Source organism: Microbacterium sp. CGR2 (genome assembly GCF_003626735.1).
Lineage (GTDB): Bacteria > Actinomycetota > Actinomycetes > Actinomycetales > Microbacteriaceae > Microbacterium.
This window is the reverse complement of the sequence record NZ_RBHX01000001.1, coordinates 1,342,670-1,368,806: the sequence shown is the minus strand read 5'-3', so window position 1 is coordinate 1,368,806 and position 26,137 is coordinate 1,342,670. Positions and strand designations below refer to the sequence as shown.

Genomic DNA, 26,137 nt, shown 5'->3' with positions numbered 1-26,137 from the left:
TCTGGGCGCAGAAGTTGCGGACCAGCCGCACTCAGCGCACTTCGAAGCCGGCCGCCAGCAGCGCCTCGTCTCGAGAACTCGGGCCGACGAGCAGCTCGAATGCTCCGGGCTCCACCAGGCGGATGCCGTCGGCATCGACGATCGTGCACTCCGCGACCGGGAGTTCGACCCGCACCCGCACCGACTCACCGGGCTCGATGTCGACCTGGCGGTAGGTCTTCAGTTCCTTGTCGGTCCAGCTGACACTCGTCACGGCATCCCGCACATACACCTGCACGGTCTCGCGCGCCGACCGCGCACCGGTGTTGGCGACGGTGACGTGTCCGACGATCGTGTCGTCGCGTCCGAGCGTCGCCGACTCGAGCACCAGGTCGGAGTAGGCGAGCGTCGTGTACGAGAGCCCTTCACCGAACGACCAGGCCGGAGTCTGCGTGAGGTCCGCATACCGGTCGCCGTGCTGGCCGCGGATCTGGTTGTAATACGTGGGCTGCTGCCCGGCGTGCCGGGCGAACGAGATCGGCAGACGCCCCGAGGGCTCCACCGCTCCCGTGATGATCTCGGTGAGCGCACGCCCGCCCTGCATGCCGGGGTTGGCCGCCCAGATCACCGCGGCCGCGCGCTCGACGGATGCCGGCAGCACCAGTGGTTTCGAGGCGAGCAGCACCACGATCACCGGTTTTCCGGTGGCGATCACGGCATCGAGCAGCGCGTTCTGCCCGCCCACGAGCTCCAGCGTCGCCGTCGAGCGGCCCTCGCCGACGAGTTCGATCCGGTCGCCGACGACCGCGACGACCACATCCGACGCCTCAGCTGCCGCGACCGCCTCGGCGATGAGCGTCTGATCAGGCGCCGACGGCTTCACGACCGGCGGGCGCGGCTGCCCGTCCGGGAAGGTCGCCCCGGCGGGGTTCGGGGCGAGCGTCAGGATCTCCGCTCCCCGCGCGTAGCTCACCGTCCACGGCGCGATCTCGCGCAGACCGTCGAGCACGGTGCTGATCATCTCTCGCGGTTGCCCGTCGAGCCAGCCGGCCTGACCGGACCCGCCCGCCCAGTCCCCCAGCTGACTCTGCGCGTCATCGGCGAGCGGTCCGACGACCGCCACGCGTGCCACGTCCGCCGGCCGCAACGGCAGGAGCCCGTCGTTCTCCAGCAGCACGATGGAGCGGCGGGCGACCTCCAGGTTCAGCGCCGCGTGCTCGTCGCTGCCGACGATCTCCTCCAGCCCTTCGATGGGCAGGCGCGGATTCTCGAACAGGCCGAGCTCGAACTTCAGCGTGAGGATCCGCCCCGCCGCCACGTCGAACGCGTCGTCCGCGAGCAGGCCCTGCGCCACGGCATCCAGAGCGCCCTCGAAGAATCCCGGCGTGTTCATGATCATGTCGTTGCCCGCCGTGACCGCCGCCGCGGACGCGTGCGTGTAGTCGGGTTGGACACGCTGCTCCCAGACCATCCGTCCGACGTTGTCCCAGTCGGTGATGAGGGTACCGGTGTATCCCCATTCGCCGCGGAGCACGTCACTGAGCAGCCATTCGTTCGTGGTGATCGGCACACCGTCCATGGTCTGATATCCGAGCATGAACGACCGGCATCCTTCGCGGGCGACCCGCTCGAACGGCGGCAGGAACCAGGAGCGCAGCTTCCGGCGAGAGATGTCGGCCTCGCTCGCGTCCCGACCGCCCTGCGTCTCGGAGTAACCGGCGAAGTGCTTGGCGGTGGCGAGGATCGCGGTCGGGTCGTCGAGACCGTCGCCCTGGTATCCCCGCACCATGGCGCTGGCGAGTTCGCCGAGGAGGAACGGGTCTTCACCGAACGTCTCGTTCACCCGGCCCCACCGCAGATCCCGGGCGATGCACAGCACCGGGGAGAACGTCCAGTGGATGCCGGTTGCGGCGACCTCTTCCGCGGTCGCGCGGGCGACCCGTTCGAGCAGGTCGGCATCCCACGACGCCGCCATGCCGAGCTGGGTCGGGTAGATGGTCGCTCCCGGCCAGAACGAGTGGCCGTGGATGCAGTCCTCCGCCACGAGCAGTGGGATCTGCATCCGCGTCTGCCGGGTCAGCTCGTTCGCGCGCAGGATCCGCTCCGGGGAGGTGTGCAGAATCGATCCGACGTGTCGGCGCAGGATGTGGTCGTCGAGATCATCGCGAGCGTCGAGCTGCAGCATCTGCCCGATCTTCTCCTCGAGGGTCATTCGAGTGAGCAGATCGGCGACGCGCTCCGGGATCGGCAGTGCGGGGTTCTGGTACGGGAGGACGGCGGTGAGGGTCTGAGAGGTCATCACTTCGAGTTCTGTGGGTTCGTGGTCGTGGCGGACTCGGGGACGCTGCGGACGGCGGTGACCGCATCGTTCACGTCGAGCCCCTTCTTCTTCATGGCCCTGGCGCGCTCGCCGGCCGAGCGCAGGCGCGGGTTGACGTATTCGTCGATGCCGAAGTTGATCAGCGACAGCGCGACTCCGAGAATCGCGATGCAGAGACCGGCGGGCACGTACCACCACCAGTAGTTGGGGAAGGCACCGTTCTGCTGCGCCCAGTACAGGATCGTGCCCCAGTTGAGGTTCGTGATCGGGATGACCCCGATGAACGCGAGGGTGGTGAGTCCGAGCACGGCGGCCGTCACGGTTCCGACGAAGCTCGAGGCGATGATGGCCAGGAGATTGGGCAGCATCTCCACGAAGATGATCCGCCGGAGCGGTTCGCCGTTCGCCCGCGCCGCCTGGATGAAGTCGCGGTTGCGCAGCGACATCGTCTGCGCCCGCATGACGCGCGCCCCCCACGCCCAGCCGGTCAGGGCCAGGACGGCGGCGATCAGCACGAGCGGCGGATCTTCGAACTGCGATGCGACGATGATGATCAGCGGAAGCCCCGGGATCACCAGGAACACGTTCGTCAGAGCGGAGAGAGACTCGCTGCGCCAGCCACGGGTGTATCCCGAGACGACGCCCATGATCACCGCGATGAAGGTGCCCATGATGCCGGCGAGGAAGCCGACGATCAGAACACCGCGGGTGCCGTAGATGATCTGACTGAAGATGTCTTCACCCATGTGGGTCGTGCCGAGCAGGTGACCCCAGGACGGCGGCTGACGCAGTGCCGTGTAGTCCTTCTCCAGCGGACCGTAGGGCGCGATCACGTCGCTGAAGATCGCGATGAGCACGAAGACACCGAGGATGATGAGTCCGGCGACCGACTTCCGGTTGCGGAACATGGCGAACGACGACCCGAGCTGCGACCAGAAGGTCTTCTCCGGCGGCTTCTTCGTGGCAGGGGTGCGGAGGGTGGCCGTCTCCGGCATCCCGGTGTGCGGGACGTTCGGGGTCGCCGCTGCGGTGTTCTCCGCCGAGGGGGAAAGTGTCATCTCAGGCCTCCGACTGCCGAGTGCGCGGATCGAGCACCGCGTATGCGATGTCGGCGAGGATGTTTGCGAGCAGGACCGCCATCGTGATGATGAGGAACAGGCCCTGCATGAGCGGGTAGTCCTTCGCGTTGGTGGCGTCCAGCAGCAGCTTGCCGACGCCGGGGTAGGAGAACACCATCTCCATGACGATGGTGCCGCCGACGATGAAGCCGATCGAGAGCGCGAAGCTGGACAGCTGCGGCAGGACGGCGTTGCGAGCGGCGTAGCGCCACAGCACCCGCTGGTTCGGCATGCCCTTGGCCTGTGCGACGGTGATGTAGTCCTCGTCGAGGACGGTCAGCATCATGTTGCGCATGCCGAGGATCCATCCGCCGAGGGACGCCACGACGATCGTCAGCACCGGGAGAGCGCCGTGAGCGATCACCTGTCCGACGAAGTCTGCGCTGAACTCGGGACTCGAGCCCTTGTCGTAGGCGTGGGATGCCGGGAACCAGCCGAGCGTGGACGACAGGACCGCGATCGCGATGAGCCCGAGCCAGAAGTACGGCACGGTGCTGAAGAAGGTCGAGATCGGCACGATGACGTCGGCTCGGCTGCCGCGTCGCCACCCGATCACGGCCCCCGCTGCCGTCCCGATCAGGAACGAGAGGATCGTGGCGATGCCGACGAGACCGACCGTCCAGGGCAGGGCCCCCGCGATCACCTCGCCGACCGGTGCGAGGCCGTTGGAGAACGACCGGCCGAGGTCGCCCGAGAAGAGCAGCTGCCAGTAGTCGACGTACTGCTGCCAGAGGGAGGAGTCCTCATCGAGACCGAAGAGGATACGCAGCGCGCGTTCGGCCTCCGGACTGATCTGGCCGGCGTTCTTCTGCATGTACGCGGTGACCGGGTCGCCCTTCATCATCCGAGGCAGGAAGAAGTTGATCGTGATCGCCGCCCACGCGGTGAACAGATAGAACGCGGTGCGACCGGCGATGAAGCGGACCGGGATCTTCATTCGAGTCCTCCGAACGGGTGCGGTGCCGCAACGGCGAAGTGCTTCTCGGGATCGGGTGAGGCGGCGCGGAGTTCTCGGGTGTACGGATGCTGTGGATTCAGGATGACGTCGTCGGCGGGGCCGTGCTCGACGACCTTCCCGTGGTGGAGCACCATGATCTCGTCGCTGAAGTGACGGGCGGTTGCGAGGTCGTGGGTGATGTAGAGCACGCCGAGACCTTCCTCGCGCTGCAGATCGGCGAGCAGATGGAGCACGCCGAGCCGGATGGAGACGTCGAGCATCGACACCGGCTCGTCGGCCACGAGGAGCAGGGGGCGGGACGCGAGAGCCCTGGCGATCGCGACGCGCTGTCGCTGACCACCGGAGAGTTCGTGCGGACGACGGTCGATCACGGCATCCGCATCAAGGCGCACCCGCTCCAACAGGCGCCGCACCTCGGCCTCGACCTCGTCTTTGGGGACCACGGAGTCGAGCTGCAGCGGACGCTCCAGGTGGTAGCGGATGGAGTGGGCCGGGTTGAGCGACGCGAACGGATCCTGGAACACCATCCGCAGCTGCTGGCGGTATCGGCGCAGGCCCCGTCCGTGACGAGGGATCGGCGACCCGTCGAGGCTGACCTGCCCGGAGGTCGGGGTCTCGAGCTGCGTCAGGATCTTCGCGATCGTCGACTTCCCGCTGCCGGACTGGCCGACCAGCGCGATCGTCTGCCGGTCGCGCAGCGTGAAGCTGACGTCGTCGAGGGCGAGGAGAGGTGCGGCACCGCGCACGCGGTAGCGCTTGGAGACGTTCTGGAATTCGAGGAGAGTCATCGGACCAGCACTCCCCGCTCGCCGGTGAGGCGCGGGAACGACGCGAGGAGCGTCTTCGTGTACTCGTGCTGCGGTCGCTCCCAGAGGTCACGGGCGGTGGCGAGTTCGATGATCTCGCCCTCACGCATGACGGCGATGCGGTCGCTGATCTCCAGCAGAAGCGGAAGATCGTGGGTGATGAAGATGACGGAGAACCCGAACTCGTGGCGGAGCTGCGAGATCTGACGAAGGATCTCCCGCTGCACGAGCACATCGAGGGCCGTGGTCGGTTCATCCATCACCATCAGCTGCGGGCGCAGCGCGAGGGCCATCGCGATCATCACGCGCTGGCGCATGCCGCCCGAGAGCTCGTGCGGGTAGGAGCGGATGCGGTCCTTGCCCACGGCGACGAGTTCGAGCAGCTCCTCGGCGGCGGCGCGGCGCTCGCGGCGGCTCAGATCGGGGCGGTGCACCTCGAACACGTCCTCCAGTTGCATGCCGATCGTCGCGACCGGGTTGAGGGCGTTCATCGCCCCCTGGAAGACCATCGAGACCTTGTCCCACCGGAAGCGCTGCATCGCGTCGGCGTCGAGAGAGTTGATGTCGACGTCGACTCCGGATGCGTCGTGGAACGTGACGCTGCCGCTTGTGATCACGGCCGGGGCGCGGAGCAGGCGTTGCACACCGTAGGCGAGCGTCGTCTTCCCGCATCCGCTCTCTCCGGCGAGGCCGAGGATCTCGCCGCGCTGCAGTTCGAGGGTGACATGCTTCACCGCCTCGACGGGAGGGGAGACGTCGTACACGACGGAGAAGTCGCGCACGCTGAGGAGAGGGTCAGGCATGAGGTTCGCTTTCGTGGGAGGCGAGCGGGCGGCACCCGGTCGTTGAGCGAGCGGGTGGCACCCGGTCGTTGAGCGAGCGGGCGGCACCCGGTCGTTGAGCGAGCGGGCGGCACCCGGTCGTTGAGCGAGCGAAGCGAGACGAAACGCCTCGCGCCCCACGACCGGGTGCGCCGTTCTTACTCGGCCGGCTTGAGCTTCGTCAGGATCAGCGGGACGGTGACCTGCACGGGGTCAGCCGTCGCGTACTGGTCCTCTTCGCTCGGCCATCCCACGTAGCCGCGGGTGTTGTACTCGCCCAGCACCGGGTGGGTGCCGACGGCGATCACCGGCACATCCTCCACGAACATCTTCTGCACCTCTTCGATCGCGGCCGTGCGCTCCTCGTCGGTGGCCGCCGTCGCGTAGGTGTTCAGCAGTTCGGTCGCCCGCTCGTTCTCGTAGCGACCGAAGTTGAAGTCGACCTCGTCGCCTGCGAGAAGCCAGCGGCCGTCCATCGTGTCGGAGTAGAGGTCGTACGGTGTGGTGCCGCCGTCGACCCAGTGCATGATCGCGTCGAAGTCACCGGTGCGCTTGTTGGCCCACCAGGTGTCGGCATCCGGGGTGTCGACCTTCGCGTCTGCGCCGAGGGTCTCCTTGACCTGGTCGGCGATCAGGCTGATGCCGGTGACGTAGTCGTTCCACCCCTGCGGAACCTGCAGGGTGAAGGAGACGGGCTCGCCGTCCGGGTCGATGAGGGCGTCGCCGTCCCAGGTGTAGCCGGCGTCCTCGAGGATCGCGCGTGCGCCGTCGACGTCGATCGAGAACTCCTCGCCCTTGAACTCCTCAGCGACGTACTTCTCGCCGACGGGCGTCGGAAGTCCGGTGACGGACGTGAGCTCCGGTCCGGCGTTCTCCCGCGCGATCTCGGTGTGCGCGGCACGGTCGATGACCATGTTCACGGCCTGACGGAAGGCGAGGTCGTTGAACGGCTTCGCCTGGTGGTTGAGGAACAGCACATCCGGGGAGAGCGTGTTCGCCGCCCAGAAGACGTTGTGCTCGGGGTCCTTGTCGACGAATGCACTCTGCACGTCGGGGATGAAGGCCTGCGCCCAGTCGGCGTCGCCGTTGGCGAGGGCGGTGGTGAGGGCCGTGTTGTCGTTGTACGAGATGTAGTACAGCGTCGGCACGGCGAGGTCGCCGGCCCAGTAGTCGTCACGCGCCTGGAGCGTGACCGACTGGCTGCTGAACTTCTCGAGCGTGTACGGGCCGGTGCCGACGGGATCGGGGGCGACCTCGGTGGTCGGGTCGGCGATGTCCTTCCAGACGTGCTCGGGGACCATCGGGATGTGCAGGACCTGGGCCTGCTTGACGAACTTCGACTCCGCGAAGGAGAGAACGACGTTGTCCCCGTCTTTGGCGATGTCGGTGAGCTGGATGTTGCCGGTGTCGAAGGCGGGAGTGTTGCGGATCAGGTCGTAGGAGAAGACGACGTCGTCAGCGGTGAATTCCTCGCCGTCGCTCCAGGTGACGTCGGCACGCGGGGTGACGGTGAGTTGCGTGAAGTCGTCGTTCCACTCGACCTTCTCGGCCAGCCACGGAGTGGTCTCGTTGTCGCCGACCGGGTTGACCAGGGCGAGGGGTTCGAAGATGACGTTCTTGTAGCCGAGGCGGTTGGCGGACGAGTCGCCGACCCACGGGTTGTTCGACTCGGTGGTGATGGCACCGTCGGGCTTGGCGATGGTGAGAGCCGGAGAGTCCTTCGAGTCTCCGGCGTCGTCCGAGCCGCCCCCGGCTGCACATCCGGCGAGCACCGAGGTACTGAGGGCGGCGATCGCTGCGACGGCGATCAGGGATCTTCTGAGCTTCATTGCTTCTCCTTGGGCACGGTCATTGTGCTGTGTGGCCACCGGACGTCCGCCCGATGCTTCCGGGATTACTTACTGTCGAGAAAGTAAGTAGTTGTGAGGTTACTGACTGGTAAGTACGATGGCAAGTAACGAATCGGCAAAGGGGTCACAGTGGCAGACGGGGAATCCCGGGTACGTCCGTCGACCCGAGCGAAGCGCGAGCAGATCCTCAAGGCTGCTGTGGAGATCTTCGGTAACAAGGGGTCGACGAACGGCACGCTCGCCGACGTCGCGGAGCAGGTCGGACTCACGCATGCGGGGGTCCTTCACCATTTCGGGTCGAAGCAGAAGCTCCTGCTGGAGGTCCTCTCCTACCGCGACCAGACCGATGTCGCCGAACTCGCCGAGAAGCACATCCCCGGCGGGCCCGAACTGTTCGTGCACCTCGTGCGCACAGCCTTCGCCAACGAGAAGCGGCCGGGAATCGTCCAGGCGTATGCGGTGCTTTCCTCAGAATCCGTCACCGACGACCATCCCGGACGTGAGTACTTCGAAGAGCGGTACACGACGCTCCGCCGCGAGGTGACGGCCGCGTTCCACCAGCTATGCGCGCAGGAGGGCGTCGACGATCCGGATGCCGTCGCCGAGGCATCCGCCGCGATCCTGGCCGTGATGGACGGTCTGCAGCTGCAGTGGCTCCTGCATCCGGAGGTCATCGAACTGGGCGCCGCCACCGAGTTCGCCATCCGCGCGATCGTCAACGGCGTGCTGCGCCCGGCGCCCCAACTGCGGACGTACCTTCGCAAGAACTGATCCGGACCGGCTCGACCAGCCGCCCTGACCGCGAATCCGCTATCGCCCCTCGTGCTCAGATCGAGTCAATGCGTCGAGCAGAGTTTGGTCGAGTTGCAGCGTCGTGAAGATGCGCATGAGTGTGCTCAGCTTGGGATCTGGGATGTGATCCGGATCAGCGCTTGGCTGTTCCAGGTGTCTGTACGTCGGAATCGAACATCCGATCTGCTGCGCTGCTTCTTCCTGGGACAGCTCATATCTGCGGCGGTACGCCAGCAGTCGCTCTGCAACGAGATCCATCACTCGTGAGGGCATCGCTCACCTCCAACTGCGTCGTGCGAGCTGTGCGCGAGCGTGCCACGTCCTGCGACAGAAGTCCAGAAGGTGCGCTTTCTGGACTTCACGCGGCTACGGCGAAGACTCTCGTTATGTCCAACACGAGGGGCCGCCGCACCGACTTCAGAGACGGATCCCCAACGCAAAGGAGAAGGAACATGTTAAGCAAAACAACAGCAGCGATCTTTGGGACGCTCGTGTTGGTCGCTTCCATGCTCAGCGCCGGGTCCGCTGATGCTGATGCTGATGCTGAGACCGCTGTCGACGCGTTCACTCGGGCCACACCAAAAGACATGGCGACTGCCGTCGACGTTGACATTCTCGGTAGCCAGGCCTCAGCACCGACGAAACTGGTCCAGCCCCTAACTTCGGACGCTGGCGATGGACTATCCGTGGGCGTCGGTGACGGCGTCCTCAACATCGGCTTACCATTTGCCGACGACGCACACATCGGTGCAAGCACCGATCTGGGCACTGTCACATTCGACAACGCCAACTCGACGAGTAGCGTGGTCGTCATCCATGAAGACAGCACCGTGCAGGTTGCCACCTTCATAAGCAGCGACGAAGCACCGACACGATATGACTATGTTCTCGACCTCCCAGAGGGCGTCACTCTGTCGCTCGAAGGGACCGGAGCCGTGCTCCTCGACGTGACGGGACACGAGGTAGGTGCCTTCGCTTCGCCGTGGGCGAAGGATGCCAATGGCAAGGATGTCGCAACGCACTATGAGGTCGACGGTGCGACCCTGACCCAGATCGTCAACCTGGACGGGGATATCGCCTACCCGGTCGTGGCAGATCCGAGCTACACCACTTCATCGATCTACATTTCGAAGGCTGAGGTGAGGAGGATGTACAGCGGGCTGAGGAACCTCGGCTCACTCTGCTCTGTTGTACCCATCCCGTGGCCTCTGAGCATTTCTTGCGCAGGGCTCGCTCCGCGGACTGCGATCGAGCAGGCATACTGGCAGAACAAACGAGTCCGCGTCGACTACCGCTCATGCGGATTCAATTACTGCAGCTCAACCAGCTTCTACGTGGTGGCGTAGCGAAAGGGCGTGATTTGCATGCGTATTCGAGAGACTCCCGCAAAAGCGGGCTTCGTGCTGGCCGGAATCATCCTCGGAGTGCTCATCGCCGTCGCGCTTGCTCTCGTGAGTGTGCTGGCCGGGTACATCTGGTGGATCGTCGCCGCGATCGGTCTGTTCGCACTGTGCGCTCGGTTCTTTCGCGGACCCCAGGAGAGTGACGCGCCGAGGCCGTGGTGGCGCGTCGCCGCCACGGCCCGCGCCAGCGCGATCCTCGCTGCACTCTTCGCGGTCATGGGAGTCACGGCATTCGTCAACGCATTCGCGACTCCTCTGGGCGCAGCATCCGGATTCGGCGGGATCGCCCTCATTGCTTCAGCGGCGGTTTGTGCGTACAGCGCCCTCCGCCTCCGGGAGTCCGCTCGCGCGCGAAGCTGAGAGCAAGTTGCCGTCGAGCGTTGCGGTTTCCGGTCTCGGTTCGTGTCACTTGGGCATCCGCTCGTCTGTTCCGGTCGCACTTCGTGCCGGATCGACGACGCTGTGACGGCAGTAACTGCGACCGGAGCATCGGTGCCGGGCGCATCACGGCAGCAACTGCGACCGGAACGTCAAGCTCGCACCTCCGGATAGGCTCGGGGCCATGACGATCGACCTCGAAGCGCTCTATATCGACCTGCACCAGCATCCGGAGCTGTCATTCCAGGAGACGCGCACCGCCGGCATCGCCGCCGCACATCTGCGTGATCTCGGCCTGGAGGTCGAGGAGGGCGTCGGAGTCACGGGAGTGGTCGGCATCCTTCGCAACGGCGATGGCCCGGTCGTGTGGGTCCGCGCCGACATGGACGCGCTGCCCGTCGAGGAGCAGACCGGCCTGGCGTACGCGAGCACGGCGAAGGGCGTCGATCCCGGAGGCAACACCGTGCCCGTCATGCACGCGTGCGGCCACGACATGCACGTGACCGCCATGATCGGTGCCGTCGAGAAGCTCGTCTCCGATCGCGCCGAGTGGACCGGCACGCTCGTCGTCCTGATTCAGCCCGCTGAGGAGTACGGCGCCGGCGCACGCGCGATGCTGAGCGACGGCATCCTGGATCGCTACCCGAAGCCCGACGTCGTGCTCGGTCAGCATGTCACCCCGCTTCCCGCCGGAGTCATCGGGGTGCGCAGCGGCACGCAGATGGCGGCATCCGATGGCCTGACTGTCACCCTGCACGGGCGAGGTGGCCACGGCTCACGTCCGCACTCCACGATCGACCCGATTGTGATGGCCGCGGCGACCGTCATGCGCCTGCAGACCATCGCCTCCCGCGAGGTCGACCCGCAGGGCGTGGGCGTCGTCACGGTGGGTTCGATTCATGCCGGCCTGAAGAACAACATCATCCCGGCCGAGGCGAAGCTGGAGCTGAGCCTGCGCTACCCGAACGACGAGGCCCGCGAGAAGATGCTGGCGAGCGTCGAGCGCATCGTGCGCGCCGAGGCGATGGCGTCCGGCGCCGAACGCGAGCCTGAGATCCACACCCTCCACACGCTGCCGGCGACGATCAACGACGAGGAAGCCACCGCACGTGCGACCTCGGCACTGCAACGAGCCTTGGGCGAAGCATCCGTCATCGACCCCGGCATGTTCACCGGAAGCGAGGACGTCTCGTGGTTCGCCCGTGACGCCGGCGCTCCCCTGGTGTTCTGGTTCTTCGGCGGGGTCGACGCGGCCCGGTTCGCCGAGGCGTCGGCCGCGGGTCGCCTCGATAAGGACATTCCGACGAATCACTCGCCGTTCTACGCGCCGGAGATCCACCCGACCATCGAGGTCGGCGTCACCGCTCTGTCGGCCGCGGCTCGGGAGTTCCTCGGCTAGAGCCGGCGGGCGGTGATGGCCTCGCGGTCGTAGTCCATGCGCAGGGTGCGCAGGCAGCGCGAGCACAGCAGTTCGACGCGGCGCGGGTGGTTCTCTCCGCAGACACAGTCGATGCTGACGCGCCACTTGGCCTTTCGGCCGCACGGCGCGTACGCCTCTTCGGTCCCGTGATCGCACTCGCAGATCTGCTGTCCGCGGTCGATGCCGACCAGCTCGTCGAGGTCGGTGACCTTGTCGAGGTCGGCGATGGTCTCCGTTCCGACACGCGCTGCGCTCATCGTCGCTCCCCTTGTTCCACCAGGCGATGCTCCCAGTACTGGCGCCCGATCGCAAGATCGCGCGAGTATGGCGCGAGTCGGCCTGCTTCAGCCGCCGATGGCGTTCATGCCGCGGGCGGGCTGCAGAAACGACGGGTCGTTGATGGCGTGGCCGGGAAGCTTGCCGTGCACGCACGCGCGCAGCAGGTCGGCGATCGCGTCGACACGTCGGCCCGGAACGGATGCCGGAGTCGAGGCGTCTCCGCGCAGCAGGGTCGTCAGGTCGTATTCGGCGTTGGAGAAGAGGCAGTTGCGGAATTGGCCGTCGGCGGTCAGACGCAGCCGGTCGCACGCCCCGCAGAACGGTGCGGTCACGGACGCGATCACGCCGACCTCGTGCGGGCCGCCGTCGATGCGCCACTTCTCGGCGGGGGCGCCCCCTCGGCCCGGCACCGGCTCGAGCTGCCAGCGCTCGCCGAGCTTCTCGAGGATCTCTTCGCGGGTGACCATCGTGGCGCGGTCCCAGGTGTGGCCGGCATCCAACGGCATCTGCTCGATGAAACGCAGCTGCGCGCCGACTTCCATCGCGAAGGCGACGAGGTCGGTGAGCTCGTCATCGTTGACGCCGCGCATCGCGACGGCGTTGAGCTTGAGGGGGCGGAGTTCGGATGCCGCTGCCGCAGCAATGCCTTCGAGGACGTCGTCGAGGCGATCGCGGCGGGTGAGGTCGGCGAAGCGCTGGCGGTTCACCGTGTCGATGCTGATGTTCAGTCGGGTGAGCCCGGCGTCGATCAGCTCGGGAAGCTTCTTTGCGAGGCTGATCCCATTGGTGGTCATGGCGACTTCCACGGGACCGTCGGCACCCTCGATGCGCGCGACACGGCGCACGACCTCGACGATGTCGGCGCGCAGCAGCGGCTCGCCGCCGGTCAGCCGGAAGGTGCGGATGCCGAGAGAGGCGGCCACTTCGGCGACCTCGACGATCTCGTCGGTGGAGAGGATGCTGGTGCGCGCGAGCCACTCGTTACCCTGCTCGGGCATGCAATAGGTGCAGCGCAGCGAGCAGCGGTCGGTCAGCGAGATGCGCAGGTCGCGATGCACCCGGCCGTGCGTGTCGACAAGAGTGCCGGCGGCCATGGGGCTGGGGGTCGGAACGGGCGGCGCAGCAGGCGCTCGCACACCGATCACGACCGGCACGGCCGTCATCGCTGCCCCTCGCTCCCCGACATCTTCTGAGACTAACCCTCGGGGATGACGCGCAGGGTCGCGTGACGCGATGGGCGGTGTATTGCCAGGGGCCATCCCCGGGCCGCTGGCGTCGGAAATAGTGCTTGCCAACTTCTCAGAGGCCGTGCTTTACTGATTTAAACGTTTCATCTAAAACGTTTCAAGTACGAACGATGGGGTTGGTATGGAGCGAGCAGAGGCGAGCGCGGACGGCACGATCGCGCTGCAGGCACGGAACATCACTCGGCGATACGGGGCCGTTGTGGCACTCGCGGACGCATCGCTCACGTTGCGACGCGGCGAGGTCATGGGGCTGGTCGGCGACAACGGCGCGGGCAAGTCGACTCTTCTGAAAGTCCTGTCCGGCGCCGTCGTCCCCGACGCGGGCACGATCGAAGTCGACGGTGAGCGGGTCTCGTTCCGCAAGCCGTCCGATGCCTTGAGCGCGGGCATCGAGACGGTCTATCAGGATCTCGCACTGGTCGACACGATGTCCGCAGTGCAGAACGTCTACCTCGGTCGCGAAGTCCTCTCGAAGAACGCGATCCTGCGGTTCCTCGATGTCGTCAACGATCGCGCCATGCGGAGCGAGGCGCGAAAGGTGCTGCAGGAGCTCCAGGTCGGAATCCAGTCGGTCAACGTATCTGTCAAGGGCATGTCGGGCGGCCAGCGGCAATGCCTGGCGATCGCCCGCGCGCTTCTCTGGGGCCGGCGGATCGTCATCCTCGACGAGCCGACCGCGGCGCTCGGCGTCCGCGAATCGCAGCAGGTGCTCGACCTGATCAAGCGGCTGCGCGACCACGGCGTCAGTGTCATCCTCGTCAGTCACAACATGCAGCAGCTCGTCACCGTCGCCGATCGCTTCACCGTCATGCGCCTCGGGCGTTCCATCGCGACACGCAACGTGGCCGACGTCACCCCGGAGGTCATCGTGGGCCTCATCACCGGCGCCATCCCCGCCGACGTCGAAACGCCCGAAGACACGGCGCCCGTCGTCACCTAGAACGTTTGCCTGAATCCACCGAGCACGTCCGAAATCACAAAGGAGCATTTGCAATGAAGCACTCCACTGTCCCCCGCCTCCGCGCGGGCATCATCTCCGTCGCCGCGGCGACAGCTCTTCTGACCGGTTGCAGCACCGTCGGCGACACCGGCAGCGGTGCGGGAACCGGCGGCGGCGATGACGACACCTTCACCGTCGGTTTCGCCGTCGGCGGCCAGCCTGACGCCGATTGGCAGGAGCTGCAGGGCGACGTCGCCGCCGCTCTCGCCGAGCAGCGCGACTGGGAGTTCGTCGAGCTGAGCAACGACAACAGCGAGGCGACCGCTACCAAGAACGCCGACCTCTTCATCCAGCAGGGCGTCGACGTCGTGATGATGTTCAACGGTCAGCCGTCGGTGAACCCGGTGATCGCCAAGAAGTACGCCGATGCCGAGATTCCCGTCATCACCTTCGACATCGCTCAGGAGGGCTGGTATTTCGTCGGGGTGGACAACGCCGACGCCGGGACAGAGGGTGGAACGCGCCTGGGCGAACTCGCCAAGCAGGAGTGGGACTGCGACGTCGACCTGGTGATCTCCGCGGAGGGGACATCGGCCGGTCAGATCAACACGTGGCGCACCGGCAACGCCCGCGACGCCGTGAAGGAGACATGCCCGGACATCCCAGAAGACGCGTATGTGTCGTTCGAGGCGGATGGGAACCTCACCACGTCCCTGGCCAACGCGCCCGGCGTGTTCGCCGCCAACCCGGACGCGGAGAACATCCTCGTCGTCGGCCTCAACGACCAGGCCGTCGTGGGCGCACTGCAGGCGGCGACCCAGCTGGGCCGCGATGCCTCGATCATGGGGTGGGGCCAGGACGGCGGACTCATCACAGGCGACAACGTCGACCCGAACCTCGCTGGCAGCGTGATGTACTTCCTCGAGGGATACCCCGCCTTCGCGTTCGAGATCGCCGACCAGATCGCCGCCGGTGAGGCCCCGGAAGTCAAAGACACCGGCGACGACGCCGCTGTCAGTGTGACGCCGTGCGCCGTGAGCCAGGAGCAGGCATCCGAGATTCCGAGCATCGACGACCGTGTCGCTGCCCTGGCGGATGCTCCGGAGGGAACCACGCTCTACGACCTGTTCTGCCAGCCCTGAATCCGCCCGGTCGATTGAGACGCGTACGACAGATCATGGAATCCTCTCTCCTCTCCTCGACCGAACCGGCGACCCCCGCCGGGCGTCGGAACGTGCCGGCAGGCCGTTCCGACGCCCGGTCGGGCACGGCGGTTCGAGATGCCCTGACGATCGCAGGCGTGTGGGTGCTTCTCATCGTGGTGACCACCATCGTCCGCCCTGACTTCCTGTCGACCCAGACCCTGCTCGCGGTGACCTTCACCGCATCCATCTCCGGCATGCTCGCCGTCGCGCAATCTCTTGTCGTGATCAGCGGCGGCCTCCTGGACCTGAGCCTGCCCGTGAGTCTGATCCTCAGCGCTTGGACGACGGTGATGGTGCTCAACGCCGGCGGCCCGACGGCCGTCGCCGTCACGGTCGGAATCCTCACCGGTGCCGCCTGGGGAGCACTCAACGGCCTGATCGTCGTGTTCGGCAAGCTGAATCCGATCATCGTGACGCTCGCGACGGGGTTCGGCGGCCTCGCGCTCATGCTGCTCCTCTTCCAGTCGGCGCAGATCCCCGCCGGCAGCGAGCTGCGCCAGTTCGGTCTCGGGAGGTTCCTCGGGCTTCCGAACATCTTCTGGCCGATGATCGCCGTCGTCGTCCTCGCCGGCCTCGCTCTGGCCTACACCCGGTGGGGTCGCCGACTCATCGCCGTCGGTGGCAACGCCCAGGCCGCCAAAGCGCGCGGCATCTCGCTGCGCCGGGCTCGCCTCGGCACCTTCATCGGCGCCGGTGCGGTCGCCGGCCTGTCCGGAGTGATGTTCACCGCCGTCAACCCGAGCTTCACCCCGAACGCCGGCGCCGGGTTCCAGTTGATCGTCATCGCCGCGGTCATCCTCGCCGGCGTGAGCCTCTCCGGCGGCAAAGGCAACCTGCTCGTCCTGCTGCTGAGCGTCGGCTTCCTCGCCACCATCCCGACCTCCATCGCCTTCTTCGGCCTCGCTCCGGCATGGGCGATGGTCTTCCAAGGCGCACTACTGATTTTCGCCGTCGGATTCGATGGCTTCCGCCTGAAGAGGAGCGCACGATGACCACCACTACCGCGCAGCTGTTCAGCGATGCGCCACCTTCCGGCCGCGCTCGCGTGGTCGAGTCGCTCAAGGGGCCGATCGGCAGCATCGGGGTCACGCTCGCGGCGACCATCATCATCGGGCTCCTGTGGACAGGACCGGGTTTCCTCTCACCGTCGAACATCCAGATCGTCGGAGTGAGCGTCGCGATACCCCTCATCGTCGCCGTGATGGCATCGTTCGCCCTGTTGGCCGGGGTCGTGGACCTTTCGATCGGCTCGATGGTCGGCTTCGGCGCGGTCATCTTCAATCAGCTGGTCTCGGCGGGGCTGGACCCCTGGCTCGTCGCCGGCATCACCGTCGTCGTGGGAGCGGTGGTCGGGCTCGTCAACGCGCTGGTCATCGTCCGGTTCGGCGCCGAGCCTCTCGCGGTAACCCTCGGGATGCTGACCCTTCTGCGCGGGCTGTGTCAGGTGATCGTGGTGAACGCGCCGCCCACGACACTGGTCGAGCCGCTGTACGACCTCACCCAGGGCGCTGTGCTCGGCTTCCCGACTCTGCTGCTGATCGCCATGGGCCTGACTCTCATCGCCGCCGGGTTCGTCTCCAAGACGCGAGGAGGCCGAAAGGTGCAGGCGGTCGGCGGTGATCCCCGCGCCGCAGCTCGTGCCGGCATCTCGGTCTCGCGCGTGCGCATCGCAGCGCTCGTGGCCAGCAGCGTGGGTGCAGCCATCGGCGGGATCCTCTACGTCGGCCAGTTGGGCTCCGCCTCGAACGTCCTCGGCATCGGACTCGAGTTCCAGATCTACGCCGCGCTCATGATCGGCGGTTATTCCATCACCCGTGGAGGCGTGGGAAATCCCCTCGGCGGACTGTTCGGCCTGCTCGTGGTCGCCGGGATCACGAATATCCTGAACATCAACTTCTTCGATCCTGACTACCTCGACCTCATCGTCGCTGCGATCCTGATCGTCGCTGTGCTGGTGGACCGTCTCCGAGGAGGTGACTCGTTCGAATGACTTCCGTCGACATCACGATCGGCCGGGTGGAGCTGGGCCGAACCGGCCTGCGCGTGTCGCCCGTCTGTCTCGGTACCGCAGCATGGGGTGTGGCCTCTCCGGTGCACGGACTGACCGTTCCCGAGGAGGATGCCGTATCGACGGTCCATGCCGCCTTCAGCTCGTCGGTCAACTTCCTCGACACATCCAACAACTACGGAGACGGCGAGAGTGAGCGGCGGATCGGAGTGGCTCTGGCTCAGGCCGAGGCGCCGGACGACTTCGTCATCCAGACGAAGCTCGATCGCGATCCGATCACGGACTCCTTCGATCGCGACCGGATGCGACGTTCGTTGGACGAAAGCCTCACCCGCCTCGGTCTCTCTCGAGTGCCGTTGCTGTACCTGCACGACCCCGAGCACATCACCTTCGAACAGGCAATGGAAGCCGGCGGCCCCGTCGAAACGCTCATGGCGCTGCGCGATGAGGGGTATGCCGATCACGTCGGCATCTCTGGCGGACCGGCGACGCTGCTGCAGCGATTCGTCGAAACCGGGATCTTCGACGCCCTGATCACGCACAACCGCTTCACACTGGTAGACCGCACGGCGGACGAGCTGCTCACGGTCGCCGCGGAAGCAGGAATCGGAGTGATCAACGGCGCGGTCTATGGCGGCGGCATCCTGAGCGCATGGCCGCGTGTCACCGACAACTATCACTACCGAAGGGCTCAGGATGAGCTGCTCACCGCCGTCGACGCGATGGGACGCGCGTGCGAACGTCACGGCGTGCCGCTGATCGCGGCGGCACTGCAAGCTTCGACGCGCGATCCTCGCATCCACTCCACGATCTGCGGGATGGTTTCACCTGCGCAGCTTCAGGACACCATCACCCAGCTCGCAGTTCCCATCCCGGACGAGCTGTGGGACGAGCTCGACAGCCTGCGCCCCGCAGAGCGGACGTGGATCAATGACTGATCCGGGAACCGCGCGCCGTGTGGTCATCGTGAGCGGCGCCGACGGCCATGCTGACCCCTGGCACGCGCTCGATGCCACCTCCGCTGCGATCGCGGATGTCGTGAGCGGTGTCGGCGATGTGCGGATCGCGACCACGATCGATCCGAGCTCCTGGGGTCCCGCCGATCTGCTCGTGCTCAACGTGAGCGGCGACCTTTCGGTTCCGCCGTCCCCGTCCGGCGCCCAGGTCGACGCGATCGAGGCGCACCATCGTGCAGGAGGTCCGATACTCGCCATGCACTCGAGCTCCCTGGCCTTCCGGGACGATGAGCGCTGGTTCCGCATGCTCGGCGGCCGCTGGGTGCCGGGAGTCAGCATGCATCCGCAGATCGGCAACGCGCTCATCCAGACGGCCGCTGTCGAGACCTCTCCATCGGGCATGGTGGCGTTCCCAGGTGATTTCTTCGTCTATGACGAGCGATACACTTCGCTGGACGTTCGTCCCCACGTGCAGGTGCTGGCCCGGCACACCGAGGACGGCACCACGTATCCGCTCGTATGGTGGACCGGGCCGACTCCGAGCGGCGGGCCCGTCGTCTACGACGCCCTCGGTCATGGCGTCGAGTCCTTCGAGTCCGCCGTGCACGCGGAGTGGCTTGCGGCGACCGCGGGCGCGCTTCTGACGGCATCGGAGGCGCATAGGTGAGAAAGATGTGGAAGGGGATCGCGGTCGACGCCATCGATTACGAGCTCGTACGAGTCGGCAGCCCCGCCGGCGATGAACTCGGCTCCTTCACCGACGCCCATGTGTCGTTCACACCGAAATGGCGACTCGTCGCCGGATACCTCATGCTGGCGTCGGACCGGGGTGACCGGCTCGAGATCTTCAGCCACGGCCGACTGGCCGCGTCCCTCCAGCTCCACGCAGGCCGCGTGGTCTTCTACCCGGCCCCCACCAAGGAGTGGAAAGACCACGGCACCTCCGTACGCACCGCCGGCATCGCTCTCGTCTCCGCGTCTCCGACGGACGACGCCGAAGAGGGCGGCATCGGGCTTGCGACGGACGCCCCGTGGGCGGTCAGCATCGTGCACGGTCCCGCTGCGGAGAAGATCGACGCACGGATCGATCTCCTGACGAGCCTGCAGCGTGTGGGAGGTCGCCGTGGCTGATGTCGGCATCCGCGACGTCGCGAGCCGTGCAGGGCTCTCCGTCGCCACGGTCTCGAACGTTCTGAATCGGCCGGAGCTGGTCTCGGCATCCGCCGCGCTCCGCGTGCACCAGGCGATCGACGAACTCGGCTATGTGCCCAACGTCGCCGCCCGGCAGCTGCGAGCGGGGCGCAGCGATGCGATCGGGATGGCTGTCATCAACATCACGAACCCCTTCTTCTCGGGCGCCGTGCTGGGTGCGGAAGAGGTCGCCGAGCAGTCCGGCTACGCCGTGATCGTCGGCAACAGCTACGACTCGCACGAACGGGAATCGCGATACCTGGATCTGTTCGACCGGCAGCGACTCGACGGGATCCTGCTCGCGCCCGTCTCGGACGACCTCTCGGGTCTGGACCGGTTCGAAAAGCGCGACGTACCCATCGTGCTGGTGGACCGCGCGGACCCGTCCGGAGTCCATCTGTCCGTGTCGCTGGACGACGTGCGCGGGGGAGCCATGGCGGCGGAGCATCTTCTCGCGGCGGGCGCTCGGCACGTGGCGTTCGTCGGCGGCCCGTTCCGCGTCGCTCAGATGCGGGAGCGCTTCGAGGGTGCGCAGCGCGCCGTGACGCAGGCCGGAGCACGCTTCAGCGTCATCGAGACGACGACTCTCAACGTTCGCCTCGGTCGGGATATCGGCGATCGCATCGCGGCTATGGACCCGGCGGATCGTCCTGACGGGGTCTTCGGCGGCAACGACGAGGTCGCACTCGGGATCCTGCAGAGCCTGATCCATCACGGGGTCTCCGTGCCCGCGGATATCGCGATCATCGGATACGACGACATCGACTTCGCCGGCTCCGCCATCGTGCCGCTGACATCGATCAGTCAGCCGAGCGTCGAGATGGGGCGCCGGGCGGCAGGCCTTCTGCTCGCGGCCCTCGCGGGTCCCGCCGAGTCCCTGGAATCCGTGCGGTTCCAACCCTCTCTCGTACAGCGCCAATCCACCCGCACCCATTGAATTCCCGCACCTCGGCCGCCCTGTGCCCGAGAGCGCCCCGATTCGACGAAGGACGAGCATGCACTACGGCGGCGACTACTACCCCGAACAGTGGGACCGAGCGATCTGGCAGGAGGACATCGAACGGATGCAGGAGGCCGGCGTCACTCTCGTGACCGTCGGCGTGTTCGCCTGGGGGCGCATCCAACGGAGGGAGGGCGAATTCGACTGGGACTGGCTGGACGAGATCCTCGATCTGCTGCACGGCGCGGGTATCGGAGTGAACCTGGCCACGGCCACAGCCTCACCACCTCCGTGGGCGACGACCGCCTATCCGCAGATGCTGCCGCGCGACCGTGAGGGCGTCGTCTACTCGCCGGGCAGCCGTCAGCACTACGCACCGACGTCGCCCGAATACCGACGGCTCGCCTCCGACCTCGTCGCGACGATGGCAGCACGGTATGCCCGGCATCCGGCCGTGCAGATGTGGCACGTGAACAACGAGTACGGCTGCCACCTACATCACGATTACTCGGAGAACGCCGAGCGGGCATTCCGTCGCTGGCTGCAGGAGAAGTATCGCGACATCGGCACGCTCAACGCCCGTTGGGGGACGGTGTTCTGGTCACAGGGCTTCGGCTCGTTCGACGAGGTTCCGCTTCCGCGCCACGCTCCGTACATACACAACCCCGCGTCCGAACTCGACTTCCGCCGGTTCACCTCGGACGCTCTGTTGGAACTGTTCGTGATGGAGCGTGACATTCTCCGCGCCGCGGGAGCGACCCAGCCCGTCACGACGAACTTCATGGGAGCCTTTCCCGCGGCCGACTACTGGCGGTGGGCTCAGGAGGTCGACATCATCTCCGACGACACGTACCCGGATCCGAACGACCCCGAAGCGTACCTCGACTCCGCGTTCACCAGAGACCTCATGCGCTCGTTGAAGCCGGGCCTCCCCTGGCTGGTGATGGAGCAGGCGACGGAGGCGGCGAACTCCCGAATCACCAATGCTCCCAAAGCTCCGGGCCAGGCTGAGGCGCTGTCGCTGCAGTCGGTGGGCCGTGGCGCGGACGGGATCCTCTTCTTCCAGTGGCGTCAGTCCCGCCGCGGGGCTGAGAAATTCCACTCCGCGATGCTGCCGCACGCCGGCACCGACACCCGGATCTGGCGCGAGGTCGTCCGGCTCGGAGAGGCTCTGCGCGCGCTGCCCGAACTCCCCGCCGGCACCAGCGGCGCCCGCATCGCCCTGGTGTTCCAGTGGGACAGCTGGTGGGCGGCGAGCAGTCCAGACCTGCCGACGGTCGTCGACTACGAGGCGCATGCGCGCGCATGGCACGGCGCCGCGCAGCAGCTTCACCTCCCCGTCGACCTCGTCCGCGGCGACGAGGACCTGTCCCGCTACGACCTCGTCATCGCCCCGAGCCTCTTCCTGGTCGACGACCGCACCGCCGGGGTCCTCCGTCATTACGTCGAAGCAGGCGGACACCTCTTCGTGACGGCCTTCTCCGATGTCGTCGACGCGGACTGCGCCTTCCGCGAAGGCGGCTTCACGGTCGCCCTCCGCGAAGTGCTCGGCATCGAGGCGCTCGAGTTCGGCGCTCTGGTCCCACCCGGAGGCGACCATGGGCCGGGCCTCGACAGCGTGACGGTGCACACGCCGTTCGGAGATCTCCGCGGTCACACCGCCGCCGAGGTGATCCGGGTGCACGGCGCGGAGGTGATCGGACGATTCGCTGGCGGCCGGGAGGTCGGCGCACCGGCGCTCACTCGCAACACTTTCGGCGACGGTCATGCCGACTACCTCGCGACAGTGCCCGACGCCTCCGCCGCACGCGCGATCTTGGAATCCCTCTGCGCCACCCTCGGCATCGAGTCCCTGCTGGACGGAGCTCCCGTCCCCTTCGTCGATGCGAGCCGACGGGGCGAGTACGTGACGATCATCAACCACGGAGGCATCGACGCCACCGTGCCCATCAGCGGCACGGACATTCATACATCTCAGCCGGTCACTCAGCTGCGGTTGCAGCCGTACGAGTGGGCCATCATCCGAACCGAGGAGGAAACGTCATGAAATACACGAAGTTGGGTCGCGCCGGAGCGCGGGTGAGCCGGATCGCACTGGGGACGATGAACATGGGACCCGTGATCGGTGAGGAGGAATCCTTCGAGATCCTCGACGCGGCTTTCGAAGCGGGGGTGAACTTCTTCGATACCGCCGACGTGTACGGCGGCCGGCCGTGGGGCGACGAACCCGGGCAGACCGAGGAGCTGGTCGGTCGATGGCTCTCCTCGCGCGGGCACCGCGACGAGATCGTCCTCGCCACGAAGGTGTACGGACGGATGGGCGCAGGCGTGAATGACGAAGGACTCTCATCGCTCAACATCCGTCGTGCCGTCGAGGCGTCGCTCCGTCGTCTCCAGACGGATCGCATCGATCTCTATCAGATGCACCACATCGACAAGGGGGTGCACGTCGATGAGGTGCAGGACGCGTTCTCCCGTCTCGCCGATCAAGGAAAGATCGTCTATGTCGGATCGTCCAACTTCGCCGGATGGAACATCGCCCAGTACCAGGAGAACGCGGTTGCCGGACGCCGACAGCCTCTCGTGACAGAGCAGTCGGTCTACAGTCTGGCGAAACGGACGGTCGAACTCGAAGTCGCGCCGGCGGCCGCCGAATACGGCATGGGCCTGCTTCCCTGGTCACCGCTCGCCGGCGGCGAGCTCGCCGGCGTGCTTCGAAAGACCGACACCTCGCGCAGTGACGCGGCGCGGCTCAGCGGGCACCGACGTGAGCAGGTCGAGCGGTACGAGCGGTTCGCTGACGACCGCGGGGTCGATCCGGCAGCCCTCGGGCTGGCTTGGCTGCTCCATCAGCCCACCGTCACCGCGCCGATCGTCGGACCGCGGCGGATGCCGCATCTGCACAGCGCGCTGGCGTCGCTGGACATAGAACTCACCGAAGAAGACCTCGCCGAGCTGGACCGCATCTGGCCGGGTCCGGGCGGCCCGGCTCCCGAGGCATATGCCTGGTAGTGAAAAGGTCTCGGCGCCCTCCGCCCTGTTCTTCATCGTCCTCGGATTCGTGCAGGCGCTCTGGCCGCTCACGATGGACTTGTATCTGCCGGCGTTCCCGGCCATCGCGACGAGCTTGGACGCCACGCCGGGGCTCGTGTCGTTCACCCTCACCGGGGCCTTTCTCGGGATGGCCGCAGGACAGTTGACGGCCGGCCCCCTGTCGGATCGAATCGGGAGGATGCGTCCGCTCGTCGCCGCGCTCGGACTGTACGTCGTGTCATCCGTCATCTGCGCGGCGGCTCCCTCGATCGAGGTTCTCATCGGGGCAAGGGTGGTGCAGGGCGTCGGCGCGTCAGCCGGCGCGGTGATCACCCTCGCGATCGTCCGGGACTGTGCGGCGGGCGCCCGGATGGTTCGCCTCCTCGCCCGGCTTCAGCTGATCAACGGCACGTTCGTGGTGACCTCTCCTGCCCTGGGAGCGTTGCTGCTGCAGATCACCGATTGGCGAGGCCTCTTCTGGACGCTGGTCGGTTTCGGCGCAGCGCTCGGCGTCGCCATCGTCTTCACCGTGGCGCCGCACGAGACCCACGCGCCGGAGTCGCGCAGTTCCGGCAGCATCCGCGCGCTTACAGCCGACTATCGCGCCATGGTCACAGACGCGAGCTATCGGTTCCCTCTCGCGGCGAACACTCTGTTGTGGGCCGGAATGATGGGATACATGGCGTCGTCGTCGTTCCTCTTCCAGGATGTCTACGGGCTGGGCCCGACCGCGTACGCACTGGTCTTCGGCGGGCACGGGGCGGTCATGATCGTGGGAGCGCAGGTCAGTGCGCGGTTGAGCGGGCGCTGGGGACTGCAGAAGGTCATCGCCCTGGGCGCGGCCGGAGCGGCCGGTTCCGTCGTCGTGCTCGTCACCGGGGTCCTGGTGGCGCCTCCTGGTTCGCTCGCGGCGTTCGTCGGCCCGTTGTTCTGCTTCACGGCATCGTTCGGCGTGCTGTCGCCGTGCCTGCAGGCCTCGGCGCTTCAGAACCACGGCGCCCGCGCCGGCACAGCAGCATCCGTGCTGGGTTCTTCGACGATGATCGCCGGTGCACTCGCCGCGCCCCTCGTCGCGTCTTTCGGCGTCTCGACGGTGTACCCGACGGCCGTATTTCTCGCGGTGTGCGCACTCGGTGCGGGTGGAGTCATTCTCTGGAGCCGGGTGCAGCGGCGATCACCCGTCTGAGCGAGGCGTATGCGGATGCTGGATCGCGGAGGACCACCACTCTCCCCAGCGCTCGCTGAGCGCTGTGATCACGTCGTCCTTCACGTCGTAGAGACTCAGCAGCGCCATCCCCACACCGCTCTCCGGCACGTGACTGAGGACCAGCAGCCCGTCATTCCATCCGTCGACGACGAGACCGATCTGGTGCTCGGACCGGAAGCGGACGCGGCCGGTCACCGTCGCCGCGGGCAGGGCGGCCATGAACCGGTCGCCCGGCTGAAGGTCTGCAACGCCCATCGCATCCAGGGGAGACACGCTCACGTGTCCCCGGAGAAGGATCGTTCGCCTCGTGCCGCTCGGGTGCCGTTCGACGGCGAATCCCAACTGCTCGATGAAGGTGATCCACCCTTCCGTGATGTCGTCGTAGTAGCGATCCCAGTCGGCGTCGCCCGACGGCGCGGCCCGCGTCAGCGTGACCCTCGTGCCCCCGTCCACCGGTTCCACGTCGACCCGGTCCCCGCCGTTGAGCAGGATCCCCCGTTCGTCCTCCTTGACGTCCGTGAAGTAGATGAGGTCGATCTCCTGGTCCAGACTGCCGTCCACCCCACCGTCGAACTCCCAACCGTGCCATTGGCGGATCCGATCTCGGTCTCGCAGTGCCTCCCAGACTGCGCTTGCGGGTGCAGCAACGGTGATCTGGATCTTGGGCCTTTCAGACATCGCTCACTCCTTCATCTCTTCGTGCCCTGGGCGCGGGATGAGCACCCGCGACCAGCCGATAGGGGCGGCCGTCGACCGCGTCGAACGCTTCGACGGTCTGCCGCACGGCATCCGTCAGCGCTTCGGCGAAGCGGGACAGGTCGCCGGGCTCCGCGAAGCGGACCTCCGTCTCAATCGTGAAGGTCAAGAGCCGCTGACCCGCTTTCTCCGCCTCGGACTGCATCCGCGCGACGTCCCGCACGGTGCCGGCCGCCACGTCGACGAGGTGCTCGGAGGCGTAGTTGTCCTGGAACTCCTCGACGGCGCTGCTGACCACCGCGGGATCGACGACCAGCGACGCATGGGTCGCGCGGAACACCCGCTCCGTGAAACCGCGGCGCTGCCGCTCCTCGACGAGTTCGACGAGGCCGGCATTCTCGAGTTCCTTGAGGTGATAGTTCACCCGCTGTCGCGGAACGGACAGCTCCTCGGCCAAACGGCTGGCGGAACTCGGGTCCTGCAGCATCTCAAGGAGGCTGCGCCGGATCGGCGACAGCGCCGCCCGGACGAGATCGGGAGTGTCGAGGAACTTCATGGACTCATTGTCCGTATTGACAGTTTAATTTGTC

General features: G+C 66.7%; 26 protein-coding genes. 15 read left to right on the top strand and 11 right to left on the bottom strand.

All coding sequences use genetic code 11. The features are described from left to right. Window positions 1-31: 31 nt before the first annotated feature. The 6 genes from D7252_RS06915 to D7252_RS06890 all read right to left on the bottom strand — a co-directional run bounded on the left by D7252_RS06915 (window position 32) and on the right by D7252_RS06890 (window position 7,831). Window positions 32-2,278, bottom strand: a complete 2,247-nt coding sequence (locus D7252_RS06915; protein WP_120774707.1) for a glycoside hydrolase family 3 N-terminal domain-containing protein — start codon at window positions 2,276-2,278, stop codon at window positions 32-34. Next, window positions 2,278-3,294, bottom strand: a complete 1,017-nt coding sequence (locus D7252_RS06910) for an ABC transporter permease (protein ID WP_120776852.1) — start codon at window positions 3,292-3,294, stop codon at window positions 2,278-2,280. The genes D7252_RS06915 and D7252_RS06910 overlap by 1 nt, the downstream gene beginning before the upstream one ends. A gap of 64 nt (window positions 3,295-3,358) precedes the next feature. Further along, on the bottom strand, window positions 3,359-4,354 hold the full coding sequence (locus tag D7252_RS06905; protein ID WP_120774706.1) for an ABC transporter permease: 996 nt from the start codon (window positions 4,352-4,354) through the stop codon (window positions 3,359-3,361). Continuing rightward, on the bottom strand, window positions 4,351-5,163 hold the full coding sequence (locus D7252_RS06900) for an ABC transporter ATP-binding protein (RefSeq protein ID WP_120774705.1): 813 nt from the start codon (window positions 5,161-5,163) through the stop codon (window positions 4,351-4,353). The genes D7252_RS06905 and D7252_RS06900 overlap by 4 nt, the downstream gene beginning before the upstream one ends. Beyond that, on the bottom strand, window positions 5,160-5,984 hold the full coding sequence (locus tag D7252_RS06895; protein WP_120774704.1) for an ABC transporter ATP-binding protein: 825 nt from the start codon (window positions 5,982-5,984) through the stop codon (window positions 5,160-5,162). The genes D7252_RS06900 and D7252_RS06895 overlap by 4 nt, the downstream gene beginning before the upstream one ends. 176 nt (window positions 5,985-6,160) lie before the next feature. After that, window positions 6,161-7,831, bottom strand: coding sequence for an ABC transporter substrate-binding protein (locus tag D7252_RS06890; protein ID WP_120774703.1), 1,671 nt, complete (start codon window positions 7,829-7,831; stop codon window positions 6,161-6,163). A 150-nt stretch (window positions 7,832-7,981) separates the two neighbouring features. On the opposite strand from D7252_RS06890, the gene D7252_RS06885 reads away from it, so the two are divergent. Continuing rightward, the gene (locus tag D7252_RS06885; RefSeq protein ID WP_120774702.1) at window positions 7,982-8,623 is read left to right on the top strand and encodes a TetR/AcrR family transcriptional regulator; all 642 of its coding nucleotides are present in this window, start codon (window positions 7,982-7,984) and stop codon (window positions 8,621-8,623) included. 39 nt (window positions 8,624-8,662) lie between these two features. Here D7252_RS06885 and D7252_RS20570 read toward each other — a convergent pair whose 3' ends face one another. Then, a complete protein-coding gene (locus tag D7252_RS20570; protein WP_374225784.1) occupies window positions 8,663-8,902 on the bottom strand; it encodes a helix-turn-helix domain-containing protein in 240 nt (79 codons plus the stop codon). 128 nt (window positions 8,903-9,030) lie between these two features. Here D7252_RS20570 and D7252_RS06875 point away from each other — a divergent pair, with 128 nt between their 5' ends. From D7252_RS06875 to D7252_RS06865, 3 genes are all read left to right on the top strand, one after another. Then, window positions 9,031-9,990 (top strand): hypothetical protein, encoded by a 960-nt coding sequence (locus D7252_RS06875; protein ID WP_147406704.1) that lies wholly within the window; start codon window positions 9,031-9,033, stop codon window positions 9,988-9,990. An 18-nt stretch (window positions 9,991-10,008) separates the two neighbouring features. Continuing rightward, the gene (locus D7252_RS06870; RefSeq protein ID WP_147406703.1) at window positions 10,009-10,407 is read left to right on the top strand and encodes a hypothetical protein; all 399 of its coding nucleotides are present in this window, start codon (window positions 10,009-10,011) and stop codon (window positions 10,405-10,407) included. A gap of 202 nt (window positions 10,408-10,609) precedes the next feature. Further along, on the top strand, window positions 10,610-11,824 hold the full coding sequence (locus tag D7252_RS06865) for an amidohydrolase (protein WP_120774698.1): 1,215 nt from the start codon (window positions 10,610-10,612) through the stop codon (window positions 11,822-11,824). Here D7252_RS06865 and D7252_RS06860 read toward each other — a convergent pair. Together D7252_RS06860 and moaA are read right to left on the bottom strand one after the other, a co-directional pair. After that, window positions 11,821-12,102: a hypothetical protein gene (locus D7252_RS06860; protein ID WP_120774697.1), complete on the bottom strand. Its 282-nt coding sequence runs from the start codon at window positions 12,100-12,102 to the stop codon at window positions 11,821-11,823. The genes D7252_RS06865 and D7252_RS06860 overlap by 4 nt on opposite strands. An 87-nt stretch (window positions 12,103-12,189) precedes the next feature. Beyond that, window positions 12,190-13,287 (bottom strand): GTP 3',8-cyclase MoaA, encoded by a 1,098-nt coding sequence (gene moaA, locus D7252_RS06855; RefSeq protein ID WP_120774696.1) that lies wholly within the window; start codon window positions 13,285-13,287, stop codon window positions 12,190-12,192. Between the two features lie 205 nt (window positions 13,288-13,492). On the opposite strand from moaA, the gene D7252_RS06850 reads away from it, so the two are divergent. From D7252_RS06850 to D7252_RS06800, 11 genes are read left to right on the top strand one after another with little or no spacing between them, the layout of a single operon-like run. Then, entirely contained in the window at window positions 13,493-14,311 is an 819-nt protein-coding gene (locus tag D7252_RS06850; protein WP_120774695.1) for an ATP-binding cassette domain-containing protein, read from the top strand. Window positions 14,312-14,364: 53 nt separating this feature from the next. After that, window positions 14,365-15,453, top strand: coding sequence for a substrate-binding domain-containing protein (locus D7252_RS06845; protein ID WP_120774694.1), 1,089 nt, complete (start codon window positions 14,365-14,367; stop codon window positions 15,451-15,453). Between the two features lie 35 nt (window positions 15,454-15,488). Then, the gene (locus D7252_RS06840; RefSeq protein ID WP_120774693.1) at window positions 15,489-16,508 is read left to right on the top strand and encodes an ABC transporter permease; all 1,020 of its coding nucleotides are present in this window, start codon (window positions 15,489-15,491) and stop codon (window positions 16,506-16,508) included. Continuing rightward, window positions 16,505-17,506, top strand: a complete 1,002-nt coding sequence (locus D7252_RS06835) for an ABC transporter permease (protein ID WP_183055204.1) — start codon at window positions 16,505-16,507, stop codon at window positions 17,504-17,506. The genes D7252_RS06840 and D7252_RS06835 overlap by 4 nt, the downstream gene beginning before the upstream one ends. After that, window positions 17,503-18,462 (top strand): aldo/keto reductase, encoded by a 960-nt coding sequence (locus tag D7252_RS06830; RefSeq protein ID WP_120774691.1) that lies wholly within the window; start codon window positions 17,503-17,505, stop codon window positions 18,460-18,462. The genes D7252_RS06835 and D7252_RS06830 overlap by 4 nt, the downstream gene beginning before the upstream one ends. Beyond that, window positions 18,455-19,147, top strand: coding sequence for a ThuA domain-containing protein (locus D7252_RS06825; RefSeq protein WP_120774690.1), 693 nt, complete (start codon window positions 18,455-18,457; stop codon window positions 19,145-19,147). The genes D7252_RS06830 and D7252_RS06825 overlap by 8 nt, the downstream gene beginning before the upstream one ends. Beyond that, window positions 19,144-19,611, top strand: a complete 468-nt coding sequence (locus D7252_RS06820) for a hypothetical protein (RefSeq protein WP_147406702.1) — start codon at window positions 19,144-19,146, stop codon at window positions 19,609-19,611. The genes D7252_RS06825 and D7252_RS06820 overlap by 4 nt, the downstream gene beginning before the upstream one ends. Further along, complete coding sequence (locus D7252_RS06815; RefSeq protein WP_120776851.1) at window positions 19,604-20,608, top strand: LacI family DNA-binding transcriptional regulator; 1,005 nt, start codon at window positions 19,604-19,606, stop codon at window positions 20,606-20,608. The genes D7252_RS06820 and D7252_RS06815 overlap by 8 nt, the downstream gene beginning before the upstream one ends. 58 nt (window positions 20,609-20,666) lie before the next feature. Then, entirely contained in the window at window positions 20,667-22,658 is a 1,992-nt protein-coding gene (locus tag D7252_RS06810; protein WP_120774688.1) for a beta-galactosidase, read from the top strand. Further along, window positions 22,655-23,623: an aldo/keto reductase gene (locus D7252_RS06805; RefSeq protein WP_120774687.1), complete on the top strand. Its 969-nt coding sequence runs from the start codon at window positions 22,655-22,657 to the stop codon at window positions 23,621-23,623. The genes D7252_RS06810 and D7252_RS06805 overlap by 4 nt, the downstream gene beginning before the upstream one ends. Next, window positions 23,613-24,830 carry a multidrug effflux MFS transporter gene (locus D7252_RS06800; protein WP_120774686.1) on the top strand — a complete coding sequence of 406 codons (1,218 nt, stop codon included), beginning with the start codon at window positions 23,613-23,615 and terminating at the stop codon, window positions 24,828-24,830. The genes D7252_RS06805 and D7252_RS06800 overlap by 11 nt, the downstream gene beginning before the upstream one ends. Here the strand turns inward: D7252_RS06800 and D7252_RS06795 are convergent. Together D7252_RS06795 and D7252_RS06790 are read right to left on the bottom strand one after the other, a co-directional pair. Further along, window positions 24,819-25,529, bottom strand: a complete 711-nt coding sequence (locus D7252_RS06795; RefSeq protein ID WP_120774685.1) for an SRPBCC domain-containing protein — start codon at window positions 25,527-25,529, stop codon at window positions 24,819-24,821. The genes D7252_RS06800 and D7252_RS06795 overlap by 12 nt on opposite strands. Next, window positions 25,522-26,103 carry a helix-turn-helix domain-containing protein gene (locus tag D7252_RS06790; RefSeq protein WP_120774684.1) on the bottom strand — a complete coding sequence of 194 codons (582 nt, stop codon included), beginning with the start codon at window positions 26,101-26,103 and terminating at the stop codon, window positions 25,522-25,524. The genes D7252_RS06795 and D7252_RS06790 overlap by 8 nt, the downstream gene beginning before the upstream one ends. Between the last annotated feature and the right edge of the window lie 34 nt (window positions 26,104-26,137).

Coding starts and splice junctions, on each gene's coding strand:
- D7252_RS20570 (WP_374225784.1), bottom strand. CDS start 8,902: ATGGATCTCGTTGCAGAGCGACTGCTGGCGTACCGCCGCAGATATGAG.
- D7252_RS06795 (WP_120774685.1), bottom strand. CDS start 25,529: ATGTCTGAAAGGCCCAAGATCCAGATCACCGTTGCTGCACCCGCAAGC.
- D7252_RS06840 (WP_120774693.1), top strand. CDS start 15,489: ATGGAATCCTCTCTCCTCTCCTCGACCGAACCGGCGACCCCCGCCGGG.
- D7252_RS06905 (WP_120774706.1), bottom strand. CDS start 4,354: ATGAAGATCCCGGTCCGCTTCATCGCCGGTCGCACCGCGTTCTATCTG.
- D7252_RS06830 (WP_120774691.1), top strand. CDS start 17,503: ATGACTTCCGTCGACATCACGATCGGCCGGGTGGAGCTGGGCCGAACC.
- D7252_RS06900 (WP_120774705.1), bottom strand. CDS start 5,163: ATGACTCTCCTCGAATTCCAGAACGTCTCCAAGCGCTACCGCGTGCGC.
- moaA (WP_120774696.1), bottom strand. CDS start 13,287: ATGACGGCCGTGCCGGTCGTGATCGGTGTGCGAGCGCCTGCTGCGCCG.
- D7252_RS06805 (WP_120774687.1), top strand. CDS start 22,655: ATGAAATACACGAAGTTGGGTCGCGCCGGAGCGCGGGTGAGCCGGATC.
- D7252_RS06910 (WP_120776852.1), bottom strand. CDS start 3,294: ATGCCGGAGACGGCCACCCTCCGCACCCCTGCCACGAAGAAGCCGCCG.
- D7252_RS06835 (WP_183055204.1), top strand. CDS start 16,505: ATGACCACCACTACCGCGCAGCTGTTCAGCGATGCGCCACCTTCCGGC.
- D7252_RS06915 (WP_120774707.1), bottom strand. CDS start 2,278: ATGACCTCTCAGACCCTCACCGCCGTCCTCCCGTACCAGAACCCCGCA.
- D7252_RS06870 (WP_147406703.1), top strand. CDS start 10,009: ATGCGTATTCGAGAGACTCCCGCAAAAGCGGGCTTCGTGCTGGCCGGA.
- D7252_RS06860 (WP_120774697.1), bottom strand. CDS start 12,102: ATGAGCGCAGCGCGTGTCGGAACGGAGACCATCGCCGACCTCGACAAG.
- D7252_RS06825 (WP_120774690.1), top strand. CDS start 18,455: ATGACTGATCCGGGAACCGCGCGCCGTGTGGTCATCGTGAGCGGCGCC.
- D7252_RS06845 (WP_120774694.1), top strand. CDS start 14,365: ATGAAGCACTCCACTGTCCCCCGCCTCCGCGCGGGCATCATCTCCGTC.
- D7252_RS06895 (WP_120774704.1), bottom strand. CDS start 5,984: ATGCCTGACCCTCTCCTCAGCGTGCGCGACTTCTCCGTCGTGTACGAC.
- D7252_RS06865 (WP_120774698.1), top strand. CDS start 10,610: ATGACGATCGACCTCGAAGCGCTCTATATCGACCTGCACCAGCATCCG.
- D7252_RS06800 (WP_120774686.1), top strand. CDS start 23,613: ATGCCTGGTAGTGAAAAGGTCTCGGCGCCCTCCGCCCTGTTCTTCATC.
- D7252_RS06890 (WP_120774703.1), bottom strand. CDS start 7,831: ATGAAGCTCAGAAGATCCCTGATCGCCGTCGCAGCGATCGCCGCCCTC.
- D7252_RS06850 (WP_120774695.1), top strand. CDS start 13,493: ATGGAGCGAGCAGAGGCGAGCGCGGACGGCACGATCGCGCTGCAGGCA.
- D7252_RS06790 (WP_120774684.1), bottom strand. CDS start 26,103: ATGAAGTTCCTCGACACTCCCGATCTCGTCCGGGCGGCGCTGTCGCCG.
- D7252_RS06875 (WP_147406704.1), top strand. CDS start 9,031: ATGTCCAACACGAGGGGCCGCCGCACCGACTTCAGAGACGGATCCCCA.
- D7252_RS06810 (WP_120774688.1), top strand. CDS start 20,667: ATGCACTACGGCGGCGACTACTACCCCGAACAGTGGGACCGAGCGATC.